The sequence below is a fragment of the Halovenus salina genome (assembly GCF_026410925.1).
Lineage (GTDB): Archaea > Halobacteriota > Halobacteria > Halobacteriales > Haloarculaceae > Halovenus > Halovenus salina.
Map to the genome: position 1 here is coordinate 1,186,883 of NZ_CP112972.1, position 14,025 is coordinate 1,200,907.

The following is a 14,025-nucleotide window of genomic DNA, read 5'->3' on the forward strand; positions in this document are numbered from 1 at the left end:
AACGAAATATGCAATTCTGGAAAAGATTTAAGTCCTGAGAGAGTCAACATATTGGATACAGGAAGACGTTTTCCCGGGCATAAGCCCCGACTCCCAGTCCAACATGACAGATACCACCACGAGACGATACGCGCGCGAAAGCGAGAACGAAAGCGAAGATGAGTCAGAGCGTACTGACGACGAGACACTCACCTGTCCGGAGTGTAGCGGAACGCTCACGTCAGACGCGGAACACGGCGAGACCGTCTGTGAAGACTGCGGGCTCGTCGTCGAAGAAGACGAGATTGACCCCGGTCCAGAGTGGCGGGCGTTCGACGCCCGTGAAAAAGACGAGAAGTCCCGTGTCGGTGCGCCGACGACACAGATGATGCACGACAAGGGGCTGTCGACGAACATCGGCTGGCAGGATAAAGATGCCTACGGCAATGCCCTGTCGAGTCGCCAGCGCGAGAAGATGCAACGGCTGCGCACCTGGAACGAACGGTTCCGCACTCGCGACTCCAGAGAGCGCAACCTGAAGCAGGCGCTGGGCGAAATCGACCGGATGGCCTCGGCGCTCGGTCTCCCCGAAAACGTCCGGGAGACCGCGAGTGTCATCTACCGCCGCGCGCTCGAAGACGACCTGCTGCCCGGCCGCTCCATCGAAGGTGTCGCGACCGCATCACTGTATGCGGCCGCCCGCAAAGCCGGTACCCCACGCTCGCTCGACGAACTCACACAGGTGTCACGCGTCGAGAAAGACGAAATCGCACGTACCTACCGCTATGTCGTCCGGGAACTCCAACTCGAAATCGAGCCGGCCGACCCCGAAAGCTACGTGCCCCGCTTCGTCTCCGATCTGACGCTCTCTGAAGAGGTCGAACGTCGCGCGCGTCAGTTGCTCGGCACGGCAAAGGAACAGGGCGTTCACTCCGGTAAGTCGCCGGTGGGTCTGGCGGCGGCGGCGGTCTACGCAGCTTCGCTGTTGACCAACGAGAAGGTTACCCAGAGCGAGGTCAGCGAGGTGGCGAACATCTCCGAGGTCACCATCCGAAACCGCTATCACGAACTGCTCGAAGCAGAGGAAGACATCCACGGGCTCTAGGCCGGCGGTCGAACGATACGCCTTTTTCTGTTGAGACCTGAGCCAGCGCCGATGACAACGATTCCCACATCGGCGTTCGCAGACCAGCTGCAGGCGCTCGACCACGAGGAACACCGGTCGTTCGTCGCGGCACTCTGGTCGCTCGCCGGGTGGGAGACAACCGTAGACGGCGATGTCGTCGTCTGTACCCGAAACGGCAGGGAACGACGGCTGCTGGTGCTGCCGGCCGGCCGGCTGGCTCGTGTCCGATACGAGCCGCCACCGGCAGACCAGGTTGACCATGTCGTCTCACCGCGTGTCACGGATGGAGAGACAACAACAGTCGGGGATAGCGAACTCACGCTTGTCGATGCAGAGGATATGCGCCACCGGCTCGTGTACGGCTGTGAGCCCGCCGCCGCGGAGCAACTCTGGGATAGATACACTGACGTCCCGTTGCGCGGTCCATCCTGGGAGGAATCGGGCGACAGGTGGCTGTGGGCACACGCGGCACTGGGGGCCGTATCGCTCGTGTTGGTCGCCGGTGCCGTGGCCGTGCTGGTGTTGGGCCTACCGTTTCTGGAGGCGGAGAGCCCGTCTGAATCGCGCGTCGGGGCGCTCGACGGCAGCCTAGACCGCGAGATAGCGGTCGGACCGGCCGAGTGGGAGAGTCGACAGCCAACAAGAATACCATGGGAGACAACGGTGTATGCCGGGACAAGAGACGGCTCCCTTGGCGCGCTCGACGGAGAGACCGGCAAGCCGCTATGGACGACAAATCTGGGTGACCGGCTTCGTACCCCGCTGGTGGTGAACGGGACCGTCTACGTCCGTTCGATATCGGGCGTGTACGCGGTCGATGCACTGACTGGAGAACAACAGTGGGCCTACACCAATACGACGGAGAACTCCTCTCACTACGAGATTCTCTACAGCACGAGCACTCGCCTCACCGTCGTGAACGGGTCGGTCTATTTTGGTGACGGCGAGCAGCTGGTGGCACTGGACGCGGCAACGGGCGATGAGCACTGGCGCGTCGAGTCCGAGACAGTCATCGCAGGGGCACCGACAGTACTCGACGGGACCATCTACATTGGTGGACTCAACGGCACCGTCGCGGCACACGACACCACAGATGGCGAGCGAGTCTGGCAGAGAAGCTACAACGGCGAGACGTTCTATTCGAGTGGTATTCCGAGTGGGCGAACGAACGAGACCATCTTCGTCGCTGGCGATTCGGCGCTGTACGAGTTCGACACGGCGACCGGCAAGCAACGCTCGCAGTTCGACAGCGTCGTCTCGGGCGGCATGTCTCCCCCGGTCGTCCTCGCCGGGAACGGGACTCTCGGCAACGCGACCGAGGATTCGATGGTCTACGCCGCAGGCGCACGTTCGTTCCTGTACGGGTTGGATGCCGAGTCCGGCCAAGAACAGTTCAGGTACCGCGACGAAGTCGCACAGTTTTACCCCCCAGTGGTCGACAGGGCCGGTGACAACGAATCGGCGTCGGTGTATCTGGTGGGCCAGTCGCCGGTCAGTACCGCTTCCGCGACAGTGACAGCGCTCGACGCGAAGACGGGGGATGCACGCTGGCATGTGACAGAGCCGAACCAGCCCCTGTTGGCACCCACGACACACGATGGGGAGCTGTATGTCGGTACCGCCGCGGGTGAGGTGCTGGCACTCGGGACCGAGAACGGCACCGAGCGCTGGCGTGTGGCGGCCTTCTCGGGCGACGTGACGGGTGCGGTAACAGTCGTGGCCGACCCCGTTCGTGGCGACAGTGTCGACTCCCGAGTGCGTCTCGGCGTCGAGGGCCACCACGATTGGCTCACCAGCCAGAAACAGACCACTGAGGGCGGCGCGGGGTCCATTTCGGTGGTCGACACGAACGTCACCCAGACTGTCGCCGCCAGAGAGCAAGCCGAGGTCCAGGTGACGCTCGTGAACACCGGTAGCGAGCGAGCAAATACGACAGTCACCGTCACTCCCGACTGGGAGACCGCCGACGGACCACGTCCGGTGACAATCGGCCTGGGTCCCGGCGAAGGCAGCGAAGTCGTCGCCTCGTTTGCTGCGCCCGAGACGACCGGTTCTCGCTCGATAGCCGTCACTGTCGGCGACGAACGCTTCGAGTATACGACAGCCGTCCGCGCCCGACCAACGCACGAGGTGACGGCGCTGAACAGCCCCGAGACAGTGTGGGCGGACAGCAACGCGGAGGTCATCGCATCGCTGCGAAACACGGGCAACGTGACCGCAACCACCCCTGTTGCGCTGGCGTTCGACGGAGAGGTCGTCGATTCGACAGAGCAGACGATTCGCCCCAACGAGACGGTACCGGTCACGCTCACGCTCGACCCCGACAACGCGCCGGCCGGGGAGTACAACTACACCGTCGCGACGGGCGACCGCGTGCGTTCGGGGAGTATCGAAGTGCTGGCTGTCGACCGACGTGAGGACGCACTTCCAGTCGTCTCGCAGGTGTTCGGCGTGACGTTGCTCATCAGCGGCCTCGCGCTTGGCTGGCGGACCGTAACCGACCTGCGGACGACACTACAGGCCCGAGGAGACGCCGCCGAATCCTGATCTCAGATAGCTCTGACTGTGTAGCCCGTCTCAGCGGCGTCGAACTGGTCGAAGACGAGCCCCCAGGCGAGAAGACGGTCGAGATACCCCTCGCGGGCCCGACCGATGTGCCGGCGGTGGTCGTCGTCGAGTCGCGTGTGAATCTCTGTTTTCGTGAGCGGTTCGGCTGCCGCGTCGAGAACCGCCAGCACCTCCGAGACGCCGAAGACCTGTGTTTCGAAGCAATCACCGAGTGAATCGACGGCCAGCGCGTCGACACTCCGGAAGTAGCCGTCACCGTCGTCTGTGACACAGCCAAGCGCCGAGAGGAAGACGAGCCACTCGCTTGCGTACTCGCGGCGCTCGACGCCAACCCGGTCACAGAGTCGGGCACAGCAGTCACTCGTCTCGGCAGGGTCAGCAGGCACGGCCTGCCAGACACGCTCGATGTCCGAGATGTCGCCCGCAGGCGGTAGCTGTCGGTATCGCATCAGAGTCCGAAGCTCTCAGCCAGGGTAGCTTCGTCGCGCTCGCCGTAGACGTGGGTGTCGCCGCCTCTAACATCGATTGTGACCTGGGCCGGGGCGAACAGCTCAACCGGAAGCTGGTCGTAGGCCCAGTCGACGGACTCGAAGATATCGACGAATGGGTCACCGTGTTCGTCCCCGGCCGTCGAGACGACCTCGTCGAACCGGTCGAACGGCTGGTCGACGACGAGATGTACCTGGCCGCCGTAGGCGAGGGCGTCGTTCGTCCGGGCCATCGCGGTCGGCTCGTCGTGGGCGACCGGCGCAACCGGGGCCGACCCGCTGACAGAGAGCACGTCGAGGGGATCGTAGCCCAGTTCCGAGAGACGGAAAACAGCCAGTTCGGCCGCTCGCGAGGCCGCGAGAACGCTACCGGTTACACTCGCTGTCGAGAACGTCGGCAGGAAGACACTGCTCTCGGGGACGTCAGCGCGAGAAGCAACGGCAGCGGCGACCTCCTCGTCGGGCAGCTGGTCTGCCTCGACGGCGAGGACCGCAAACTCGAAGGCGTCCTGGAAGGCGATGCGTTCGTAGATGTCCTCCTCAGCGACGAGCGCGCGGGCCGGTCCGCTTCCGAGCCCCTGGAAGTTCTCGGTCTGGAGCTCCCAGCCAGCCTTACCCGAGCACAAAAGCGCAAGTGCCGGGTGGTCGGTCGTCATCTCGACGTGTGTGAGCGGTGCTCCGGCAACCTCGTCGACACTGCTCTGGACAGTCGCCAGCCCAGCGGTCCCAATCTCGGCGAGCAACAGCCCCGCCTCGGTTGCCCCAGGCAGTTCGACACCGAAATCCAGCACCATCGCCTCGTTGTCGAGGGTGTGTACGTCGATAGTGAGCTCCTCCGCGAAGTCGATGGCCTCGTCGACCAGTTCCATGGCCATCCGGTTGAGACTCTCCATACTCCTCCGTTCGTGTCGCCTCCCTTATCAACTCGTGGACTGCCGTTACCGGCTGGTCGCCTCTCGGCCGAGATGGTCTTCGACTGCGTCGACTTTCGCCGCTGCCGGGTCGTCAGTCGTCCGCTTGTCGTCGATTTTTAGGAATGTGCCGACCCTATCACTGTCGACGGCTTCGTGAGCTGCCTGAGCGGCCGCAAAAATCTCCGAGACTGCTTCGGCTTCGAGTATCGTCCCCATCGGCGTCGTCTCGTACGCCACGTCGAACGACTCCAGTGCTTCGACTGCCTTGGCTATCTCCGGTGCCATGCTCCCTTCGACTGTCGGTGAGACAGCGAGAAACGCAGTGACTGTCATACAGGCAGTACTGTCGCCACACGCAAAAGCACACCAGACAGGTAGTGTTCAGATAAGGGATTTCGGGGAAGAGTAAGATGGAGAAAGCCCTCGACGCTTTCGACTCCCACGTTCCGCTCATGCTATTCGCGGAACACTCGCTGCGCTCCTCGCTCCCTCCGGTCGCTGTGGTGCTTGCGTCGTCGGGGTTCGTCGAGAGCGCCTCGCCCTTTCAGTTACCGTCTCCGCGTGCTGTGAGGGATATCAGAAGTAAAATTTAGTAATAGAAAATATTGTTTTTCATAAGGCCAGATTTATATGGATGTGGCGCCAATATAGTACTGTATGAGTACCCAGAAGTCACCGCGACGCGAGTTCGGTAGTGTCGGAGAAAACGAGCTACGGCTGGAGACAGAGAAGGCAACGCAGGTCATCGACGCGTTGAACGCAGACCTTGCGGCCACGTACGTCCTCTACCACCAGCTCAAGAAACACCACTGGAACGTCGAGGGAGCCGAGTTCCGGGATATCCACGAGTTCCTCGGAGAGGCCGCCGAGAACGCAGAGGAGGCCGCAGACGAACTCGCAGAGCGTGCACAGGCCCTCGGCGGGACCCCCGTTGCTGGCCCCGCCGCAATCGCCTCGCATGCACCTGTCGACTCAGAAGATGAAGACGTCTACGACATTCGGACCTCGCTGGGCAACGACCTCAACGTCTACGGCGACATTATCGAGAACCTGCGCGACCACGTCGAGCTAGCGACGAACCTCGGAGACCACGCAACAGCGCAGATTCTCCGAGAGATTCTCATCGAGGTGGAAGAGGACGCCCACCATATCGAGCACTATCTCGAAGACGACACACTGGTGCTCGAAGACGCGACCAGATAACCGGTTACCGCTCCAGCGGGACTGTCAGGTCCGTTGCAATCCAGCCCTCTGTGTTGTCTTCCTCGGTGAAGACCGTGCGGTCAGGCGAACTGCGGTGCATCGTCACCTTGCATTCGTCCTCCGGTGGCTGCTCTCTGTCTGCTTCCGATTCGTTGAAGGCGTCCATTACCCTGGATTAGGCACTCCTAAAAATATAAGCGTTTTGGTTGGCCTAAACAACTATCAGTTCACATGAGCTGCCATCGGGGGACCATGTGATATGATACCGCATTCTGTGAAATCTATTTCAGTAGACAATCCTACAGAAATATAATTCAGATTATATTTATACGGGTGAGACCACTAGTTTCTAGTGATGAGATTTGGACATTCACCTTCACTGCCTCGTCTGTCGGGCCGACTCTCTCTGACGGCGATTGGCGTTGGTCTCGTCGTCCTCGCAGTTATTGCGACGCCGATGGCGGTTGCGTTGCCGATTGGCGGGACCGTTGTGACGACAGGTATGCTCTGGGGTATCGACAAGCTGCAGTCAGACAGCCAGGCGACAGCAAACCGAGTCGACTGTGCGCCGGCCACCGAGGCCTGTGTCGATAGTCCGGGCCCCTGTGCGGCCGACGACTGATTAGGCTAGCGTGGTACGCTTTTGTATCGTGGTACCGTAGTCGACGTATGAGCGACGCGGATTCCGATCCGGAGATTCGAGAACTCCTCTCCGAGTTGACGACGACGCTTCAAGAGTTAGAGGATGAAGTAGAGCGCGGACGACCGCGCGGGCCGCGCCTTCCCACGGCGAACGAGCTGGCGCGGTTCACAAGCGAGGTGGCGATTCCGGGGCTCGTTCTCCTGCTCCGGACGAACATCCGCGCACTCCAGTTGCTCCAGCGGACGCTCCGTCTCGCTGACGGCCGAGAGCCGTCGCCCGAGGGTACCGTCTCCGAAGCTCGAAACCGAGCGGAAGACGTCGGCCGCGCCTCACTCTCACAGCTCGACGACGTCCTCACAGACCTCCAGTCCGCCCTCGAAGGTCGAAGCGAGAGCGAGCAAGCAACAGAGCTCCTCGACCGTGCCCGCGATCTCCGCGAAGAGGTTCAAGACGAGTTGGCCCAAGACGGAGCCACGCCTGCGGAAAGCCCCAGCACAGACGACGCGGCTGCCATCGGTATCGACATCGAGTCAGAACTCGAGTCACTCAAAGACGACCTCGACGAAGCCGACGACAATCAAAACAACAGCGGAACAGACGATGCACCAGATGACGGCGACGACGAGCCGTCCTAGCTCGTCTCTCGTTCGGCCGTGGCTTCACGGTCGGCCTCCAGTTCCCGGTCGATGTCGTCTCTGATTTTCGAGACAGATTCGACGGTGACGACGTTGCCGCCGCCGGGGTCAACCACGATAACCTCCTCGCCTTCTGGAATGTGCCCGTCCATGCTGCGGGCCTTGTAGTATGGGTTGAAGCCGCCGTCGTCAAGTTTGATTTCGCCCTCGGTCGGTGTTACCTGTTCGGTCACACGCCCGGTCAATCCGCGAAGCGAGTCCGAGTCTGAGGTGCGTGCCTTGCCCGAGCCACCCATCACGTCAAGTTCGCGGTACGCCCAGAGCGTCGCCAGCGAGGCGACGATGACGATGAGACTCATGAGGACCAGATTGACCGTCCCGGGGAGGATGAACGTTCCCAGATAGCCCACCAGCCCGGCCGCAAACAGCGCGACACCGACGACGAAAAAATGTGCGCCGGGAGCGAACGCCTCTGCAATAATAAGACCTGCACCTACCAGTATCAGAAGCAGTGGCAGATTCGTCAACGCAAGCTCCAACACCATACCACATAGTTGGAAGCCGCCCCGGAAAACAGTTCTGGCCGGGTTACAGACCGCGTCTACCAGTACGCCGTCCGGTCCCAGGTTCGCCACGGGCGTCCGATAGCGCCGAAAACGATGACCGCGGTCAGGAGAAAGCCGAACGAGAGCAATGCTGGCGTCTGCATCTCCGAGGAGCGAAACAGCTTGTTACCGAGGAAAAAGTTGCTTCCGATGCCGAGAACGGCCAGTGAGACGGCTGTCACAGCGACCGTCCCGACGAGTGTTCGCCATCGCATACGTCACGGTATGCATCCCCGATATAAAATGCCAAGGGTCCACGCCTCCGAAAGGAGGGTATGACCACCGTTGCCGTGTTGGCCGAGCTGCCCGACGACGTAGCGCTGGACCACGAGAGCCTCTCTCCGACGGATGCCACGGCGCTGTACCGCGCGTCACTTCTCGACATCTGTGACACCGTCCAGCACGGCGAGGCCGACCTGCTCGTGAACTACCCCGACTCTGACCGCAACAGCAAGACGGAGTTGCAGTCGTTGCTCGATGCCGAGCTAGCGGACCCAGGCTCAGTCCGGTACGAGGTTCAGGTCGGGGAGAGCTACGCGGGTCGCGTCGGCAACACACTCACCCATCTCCTCGATGCCGAGAACGAGCAGACAGTCGGCGTCGTCGAGCCGACGGCACCACTGCTGCGACGAGAGCACATCGGCACGATTGCGATGAAGCTCCGGCGTGACGACGTGGTCCTTGGTCCGACGACCGACGGCGGACTCTATTTTGCCGGGTTCACCGAGCCGGTTGATTTCACCGACAGCTACGCCCCGCCGGCTGTCGAGACGATGACTCAGCAGGCAGTCGATGCGGGGCTATCGGTCGCGTACCTGCCTGTCTTGCCCCGCATCGATACGCCTGCAGGACTCACAACGACTGTCTCGCTCGTTAGGGCACGCGCTGGAGCAGACAAGATTGTCCCCCCACGGACGACGGCCTGCATCGAGAAGCTGGGACTGACGGTCGAAGACGGAGACGTCGTTTCGACGCATTCCGACAACTCTTAGAGGGGGCAGGTAGAACAGCGTACTGCCGCTGGTGGGATAGCAAAGTGGCCTAATGCGCCTGCCTTGAGAGCAGGTGGGGTTTTGCCCCTCCTGGGTTCAAATCCCAGTCCCACCGTTTCTCGGAGTCACAGACGACGAAAAGCCTCATCTCCAACGTGGCTCCCGGAACAGTAGTGCGGAATCGCCCTTGCCGAAGATAGCGAAGCGGTCGCCCTCAGAAGCGTGCTTGTCGCCGCGATGCAGTTGCGTCACGTCCCCGGCCATCACCGCGTCTCTGATCCGTTCGGCCGGGAAGAGTTCGGTCCAGCGGTCGCCCCACTGATTGTGCCAGTACTCTTTGATGCTGGGACGAGCAGCGAAGTAGCGCTCTTGTTGGGCCTTCGGAAGCGTGGCGATCCACATCTCTGTCGGACCGACCCGGGCTGACTGACCCTCATCTTCACGGAGAGAGACTCGCCGTTTGGTTGGGAGTTCTCTCTGGCTGAGAGTTGAGTATCCGTTCGGCTGCTCGGCGTGCACCCGGGATATTACCTGCAAACGCCCCAAGGCTTCCTTCTGCGAGTCGTCCAGTGACGAAGACGCGGGAACACTCGCCATCCCGTTTTCTCCAAGCGAGCGTCGAGTCCTCGAGTACCGGCATCCCTCGGTACCCTCGTTCCAACGCGAGTTCCGAGGCGATCTGGTCTACTAACGGCCGGCCGTACACTGACTCAAATCCCGTCGCCAGCACCACGCGGTCTGCTTGGTATCCGACCCCTTGCTCCCCAGTGAGAAGTACCCCGTCTTGTGTCTCGACCGCTGCAGTAAGCTCTTCGTGATGGTGCTCGAGATTGTCGACCCTGTCGAGTTCACGCCGTAGGTACGGCGGTATTGTGCCTTCGTTACGCGCCTTCCGGAGTCGGTCGTATCGTGCCTGTGATCCAGGCGGCAGTGAATGGAGTTGCTTGGTGATATATTGCCAGTTGAGCCACCGCGGCTCTGCCTCGCGTAGCGCACTTTGCAGGGGCGACCGCGAGCAGAGCACGACCGATGTAGCCTGGCCTGCCACTGAGGTTGCAAACTGCGTTGCGGTTGTTCCGCCACCGATGACCCAGACACGTTCACCGTCTCTGATGCGCTGCGGTGGGGCTGTCGATTTGTCCCAGACATGGCTGACGCGATCTGTCTCCTCTGCCCAAGTGGGACAGTGGAACCGTTCGTTTGGACCGACGGCGAGCACGACGTTTGCGGCCCGGATCGAACCACCGGTCGTCTCGACGCGAAGCGGTCCATCGCCAGAGATTCCGGTGACTGTCGCTTTATCCACTAACTTTCGGAGATCGAACCGCTTGACGATGTACTCTGCGTAATCTATGAAGAGATCCAGCGTCGGGCGGGGCTGGCTGTTCTGTGTCGGAACCAGTTCGTCCCCGCGGTCGTTCGCCTCGGCAAACCGTTCGAGTCCGAATGGTGAGGGACCAATGTGCTGGACGTAGTTCGATCGCAACGTCTCCATACCGCAGGCTCGTGCTTTCTGACGAAACGATGCGAGCAGTTCACCCTCGCTGTCCACGACCATGAGGTCATCCGGGGTGATGCCGGATTCTTTCAGTTCACGGGCGAGATACGTCCCGTGGATCCCGCCGCCGACGATCAGCCACTCGACTCTCGAGTCCGGAGCGCTCATGTCTCAGCATACCAGCCAGGAGTATAATAAATTTACATCTAATAATAATAACTCTTATTAGATAGTGTTGTATATTTGCTACTGATGAATACGATGACAATCCCAGTGACAGTGTTGTCCGGAACACTCGGTGCGGGGAAGACGACAGTGCTCAATCACATTCTGGCGGAAAGCGGAGACCGTGATATCGCGGTACTCGTCAACGATATGGGTGAGGTCAACGTCGATGCGGAGCTCGTTGCCGAGTCCTCGGATATCTCTGAAGAGGAGGAGGAACTAATCGAACTATCGAACGGCTGTATCTGTTGTGAGTTGCGGGGTGACCTGTTGGACGCGATCGGGAGGCTCACGAGTGAACGTGAGTTCGACGCACTCGTGGTAGAGTCGACTGGCGTTGCCGAGCCACTCCCGGTCGCTCAGACGCTGACCATGGGCTTTAACCAGTCCGATCTCGATCCGACCGAGTTCTACGAGGAGACGAGCATCGAGCCACTGGCGAACTGCCACCTCGATACGACAGTGACGGTCGTGGACGCCCACCAGTTTGAGGAGGCGATGAACGCCGACGAAATGCTGAACGACGATGGAACAGACAAGCATCTTGGCGATTTACTCGTCGAACAGGTCGAGTTCTGTGATGTTCTCGTCCTTAACAAGTGTGACCTTGTCCCGAACGAGGAACTCAAAGAAATAGAGGAGACCCTCGAACGCCTCCAGCCACGCGCAGAGATTATGAGAACCGAATACGGCGCTGTCGCTCCCGAGAAAATCGTCAACACTGGACGGTTCGATTTTGAGGAGGCGAGCCAGTCCGCAGGCTGGATTCAAGAACTCAAAGAGCCACACGCGTCCGCCGAAGAGGAACACGGTGTGAGCTCACTCGTCTTTCACTCACGACGGCCCTTTCACCCTGAACGATTTGCAGATCTACTCGATGCATTGCCAGAGACGATCGTCCGGTCGAAGGGTCACTTCTGGCTCGCCGGGCGTGAGGAGATTGCGTTGTCACTCAACGTCGCCGGCCAGTCCGTTCGCGTCGGTCCCGGCGGTCGGTGGATTGCAACACTTCCCGAGGCGGAACAACAAAAACAGTTCGAAGCAAACCCCGTTCTCGAGGAACTGTGGGACGAACAGTGGGGAGACCGCGGCACACAGTTGGTCATCATCGGTCGTGAAATGAACCACGACGCCGTTCGTGAACAGCTCGAAGCCTGTCTGCTCACCGCCGAGGAAATGGAGGAGGCGTGGGACAGCTACGAGGATCAGTTCCCAACCTTTGAGTTCAACAATGAAGAGAGCGCCCCCGAGCAAGAAGATGGGGCTGAAGAACTCGGAATTGCAGACTAACAATGTCAGTCGAGTTTCAGACTGCCATAAAAAAGAGTGTAGCACGAGAAAACCGATCGAGCGCGGTCGACAGACTCGCCGCAAAGGACGAGCGCGCGAATCTGTCGGTGCTCGTCCAAGCAGGCGGGCTTGCTGGCGAGTTTCGTCGCCAGGCACTCAAAGGACTCATCAACTGTGGCGGTACCGAACAGTTGAAATCGCTCGCAGACGACCCGTCTGTCCCGAAATCGTTGCGTCGGCGAGCCGAGGAGGCAGTATGAGCGACGAAGAAAACACCGACGGACAAGACGAGCGAGAGCGACGAGTATGTCTCGATACTGGCCGCGAGCAGGGGCTGGTCGGCAAGTACGACATCTGGCTGTGCCGGCAGTCCTTCCGAGAGAAAGCCCGTGATATCGGGTTCAAAAAGCACGACTGACCGGAGAAGCACAAACGAGCAAGTCACAAACCAGCAGTGTGTTATCGTCGGCGGCGAGACGATTGTTGTCGGTGGCGAGATCACTACCGCTTGCCTGCACACTCGTGGAGCAGGGGTGGGTAACGATACTCACGCGACACCCACTTGAGTGGACGGTCGCCGAGACGGAGTCGTCGTGGGTCAACTGGGTCACATATCGAGGCGACCCTGCATGCCGAGCCACCGGGCTCGGAGCCTCTGTTTGTCGAGGTCACCGAGTTCGTTTCTCATAATCTTGGAGCCGCTTCTCGAATTCGCTGCAAGGATACTAGCGTCGGTAGCTTTATCGACGAAGTTCATTGCAGGAGTGATACCGAAGAGTGCAACGTCGATGTCTCCACTCGCGAATGCCTTGACGACGCTGGACCCGGAGCTGAACCGCTCGACTGTAACATCTGCCGCGACGCACTCGTAGTAGTTCTTCTGCGTCATCACGTAGTGTTGCATGTTTGGATAACTCGGGACGTACGCAACCGTGACAAAGTCGAGTGATTCCTCTCTTTGACCCAGACAGCCAGCAATTCCTGTGGCCTGGAGCAGCACCCGGCGCAAGATGTGGACCATCAGTGTTAGTAAAGACAATAGTAACTGCAGTAATTTCTGCAATAAAAATGAAGTAATTAACTCTAATAAGGGTTAGAAAAAAGAGAGGGTATCAGAAGCAGTTGTATTCCGTGAGGAGAAGGGAGCCAATTCATTTCATATCGGCGAGCGGACCGAAGTCATCCACCGGCAGCACAGAGTAGTCGACGGTGAGCGTGTCCTTTGTCGCTCTGATCTTCCCGACAAACGTCGAGATCTCTTCGAGCGAGCCTTCCAACACAAACAGTTCCATGCAATGGTGGCCGCCAACATGGCTATGAAAGTTCGAAGCGACGATGCCCTCGTGTTCGTGGCGAAGATGCATCATTTTCTCTTCGACGCTTGTTGTTTCGTAATCGAAAACTACTGTGACGACGCCCATCAACTCTCGATCTTCGAGTTTTTTATCCTCGAACTCACCGAGGAGGGTCCGACCCGCCTCCCGAATTACTTCACTGCGACCAGTATAGCCGTGGTCGTCCGCAAACTGGTCGATTCGATTGAGCAACTCTTCTGGCATCGAGATACTAACGACGCTCATATAACAACTGAATCCCCCTAAAATATTAAATATTACTATCTTCCGGACCAAAATTGAAGTGAGACTACATAAAAAGTGAGCAACAGCCTTGCCACTTTTAGTATGAATCAGTGGTGTTGTGGGTCAGCGTTCGAGTGAGGCGTCAGCCCGTCGGTCTTTCGTGTCGTGTTTACGCCCGAGCGTTGGGCGGCGACCTTCCTGTTGCACGCCCAACCGATCCTCTCTGAACGCGGTGGGCACCTCGGCTACTCGCAGTCACCTGCAGACGATTCGGCCAGG

Annotated in this window: 18 protein-coding genes, 1 tRNA gene and 1 pseudogene; 10 read left to right on the forward strand and 10 right to left on the reverse strand. The window is 59.9% G+C overall.

The window, feature by feature from the left end; translation table 11 throughout:
• Positions 1-103: 103 nt before the first annotated feature.
• Together OSC37_RS05975 and OSC37_RS05980 are read left to right on the forward strand one after the other, a co-directional pair.
• Complete coding sequence (locus OSC37_RS05975) at positions 104-1,084, forward strand: transcription initiation factor IIB (protein WP_267163684.1); 981 nt, start codon at positions 104-106, stop codon at positions 1,082-1,084.
• A 51-nt stretch (positions 1,085-1,135) separates the two neighbouring features.
• Entirely contained in the window at positions 1,136-3,652 is a 2,517-nt protein-coding gene (locus OSC37_RS05980) for an outer membrane protein assembly factor BamB family protein (protein WP_267163685.1), read from the forward strand.
• Between the two features lie 2 nt (positions 3,653-3,654).
• On the opposite strand, the gene OSC37_RS05985 is transcribed toward OSC37_RS05980, so the two are convergent.
• From OSC37_RS05985 to OSC37_RS05995, 3 genes are read right to left on the reverse strand one after another with little or no spacing between them, the layout of a single operon-like run.
• Complete coding sequence (locus tag OSC37_RS05985) at positions 3,655-4,122, reverse strand: double winged helix-containing putative transcriptional regulator (RefSeq protein WP_267163686.1); 468 nt, start codon at positions 4,120-4,122, stop codon at positions 3,655-3,657.
• On the reverse strand, positions 4,122-5,054 hold the full coding sequence (mch, locus tag OSC37_RS05990; RefSeq protein WP_267163687.1) for a methenyltetrahydromethanopterin cyclohydrolase: 933 nt from the start codon (positions 5,052-5,054) through the stop codon (positions 4,122-4,124). Before mch ends, OSC37_RS05985 begins: the two co-directional genes overlap by 1 nt.
• Positions 5,055-5,099: 45 nt before the next feature.
• The gene (locus tag OSC37_RS05995) at positions 5,100-5,408 is read right to left on the reverse strand and encodes a thiamine-binding protein (protein ID WP_267163688.1); all 309 of its coding nucleotides are present in this window, start codon (positions 5,406-5,408) and stop codon (positions 5,100-5,102) included.
• Positions 5,409-5,732: 324 nt separating this feature from the next.
• On the opposite strand from OSC37_RS05995, the gene dpsA reads away from it, so the two are divergent.
• Positions 5,733-6,278, forward strand: coding sequence for a DNA starvation/stationary phase protection protein DpsA (gene dpsA, locus OSC37_RS06000; RefSeq protein WP_267163690.1), 546 nt, complete (start codon positions 5,733-5,735; stop codon positions 6,276-6,278).
• Positions 6,279-6,282: 4 nt separating this feature from the next.
• On the opposite strand, the gene OSC37_RS06005 is transcribed toward dpsA, so the two are convergent.
• The gene (locus OSC37_RS06005; protein WP_267163691.1) at positions 6,283-6,444 is read right to left on the reverse strand and encodes a hypothetical protein; all 162 of its coding nucleotides are present in this window, start codon (positions 6,442-6,444) and stop codon (positions 6,283-6,285) included.
• A gap of 189 nt (positions 6,445-6,633) precedes the next feature.
• Between OSC37_RS06005 and OSC37_RS06010 the strand changes: the two genes are divergently transcribed.
• Together OSC37_RS06010 and OSC37_RS06015 are read left to right on the forward strand one after the other, a co-directional pair.
• The gene (locus OSC37_RS06010) at positions 6,634-6,900 is read left to right on the forward strand and encodes a hypothetical protein (protein WP_267163692.1); all 267 of its coding nucleotides are present in this window, start codon (positions 6,634-6,636) and stop codon (positions 6,898-6,900) included.
• 47 nt (positions 6,901-6,947) lie between these two features.
• Positions 6,948-7,556: a DUF7547 family protein gene (locus OSC37_RS06015; RefSeq protein WP_267163693.1), complete on the forward strand. Its 609-nt coding sequence runs from the start codon at positions 6,948-6,950 to the stop codon at positions 7,554-7,556.
• On the opposite strand, the gene OSC37_RS06020 is transcribed toward OSC37_RS06015, so the two are convergent.
• Both OSC37_RS06020 and OSC37_RS06025 read right to left on the reverse strand, forming a co-directional pair.
• Positions 7,553-8,101 (reverse strand): NfeD family protein, encoded by a 549-nt coding sequence (locus OSC37_RS06020; protein ID WP_267163694.1) that lies wholly within the window; start codon positions 8,099-8,101, stop codon positions 7,553-7,555. The genes OSC37_RS06015 and OSC37_RS06020 overlap by 4 nt on opposite strands.
• 56 nt (positions 8,102-8,157) lie before the next feature.
• Entirely contained in the window at positions 8,158-8,376 is a 219-nt protein-coding gene (locus OSC37_RS06025; protein ID WP_267163695.1) for a hypothetical protein, read from the reverse strand.
• 60 nt (positions 8,377-8,436) lie between these two features.
• On the opposite strand from OSC37_RS06025, the gene OSC37_RS06030 reads away from it, so the two are divergent.
• Positions 8,437-9,153 (forward strand): DUF2064 domain-containing protein, encoded by a 717-nt coding sequence (locus OSC37_RS06030; protein WP_267163696.1) that lies wholly within the window; start codon positions 8,437-8,439, stop codon positions 9,151-9,153.
• A 30-nt stretch (positions 9,154-9,183) separates the two neighbouring features.
• Positions 9,184-9,268 (forward strand) — tRNA-Ser (locus OSC37_RS06035).
• Between the two features lie 29 nt (positions 9,269-9,297).
• Here the strand turns inward: OSC37_RS06035 and OSC37_RS19195 are convergent.
• Both OSC37_RS19195 and OSC37_RS06045 read right to left on the reverse strand, forming a co-directional pair.
• On the reverse strand, positions 9,298-9,555 hold the full coding sequence (locus tag OSC37_RS19195) for a hypothetical protein (RefSeq protein ID WP_267163697.1): 258 nt from the start codon (positions 9,553-9,555) through the stop codon (positions 9,298-9,300).
• Between the two features lie 37 nt (positions 9,556-9,592).
• Positions 9,593-10,819 carry an FAD/NAD(P)-binding protein gene (locus tag OSC37_RS06045; RefSeq protein WP_267163698.1) on the reverse strand — a complete coding sequence of 409 codons (1,227 nt, stop codon included), beginning with the start codon at positions 10,817-10,819 and terminating at the stop codon, positions 9,593-9,595.
• 84 nt (positions 10,820-10,903) lie between these two features.
• Between OSC37_RS06045 and OSC37_RS06050 the strand changes: the two genes are divergently transcribed.
• Genes OSC37_RS06050 through OSC37_RS06060 form a run of 3 tightly spaced genes read left to right on the forward strand, consistent with a single transcriptional unit; the run spans position 10,904 to position 12,584 of the window.
• Positions 10,904-12,166 (forward strand): GTP-binding protein, encoded by a 1,263-nt coding sequence (locus OSC37_RS06050; protein ID WP_267163699.1) that lies wholly within the window; start codon positions 10,904-10,906, stop codon positions 12,164-12,166.
• A gap of 2 nt (positions 12,167-12,168) precedes the next feature.
• Positions 12,169-12,426 (forward strand): hypothetical protein, encoded by a 258-nt coding sequence (locus OSC37_RS06055; RefSeq protein ID WP_267163700.1) that lies wholly within the window; start codon positions 12,169-12,171, stop codon positions 12,424-12,426.
• Entirely contained in the window at positions 12,423-12,584 is a 162-nt protein-coding gene (locus OSC37_RS06060) for a 30S ribosomal protein S14 (RefSeq protein ID WP_267163701.1), read from the forward strand. The genes OSC37_RS06055 and OSC37_RS06060 overlap by 4 nt, the downstream gene beginning before the upstream one ends.
• Positions 12,585-12,821: 237 nt before the next feature.
• Here OSC37_RS06060 and OSC37_RS06065 read toward each other — a convergent pair.
• Positions 12,822-13,187 (reverse strand): annotated as a pseudogene (locus OSC37_RS06065) (ABC transporter substrate-binding protein); the annotation flags it as partial.
• Positions 13,188-13,317: 130 nt separating this feature from the next.
• Positions 13,318-13,746 (reverse strand): CopG family ribbon-helix-helix protein, encoded by a 429-nt coding sequence (locus tag OSC37_RS06070; RefSeq protein WP_267163703.1) that lies wholly within the window; start codon positions 13,744-13,746, stop codon positions 13,318-13,320.
• Positions 13,747-14,025: the final 279 nt, after the last annotated feature.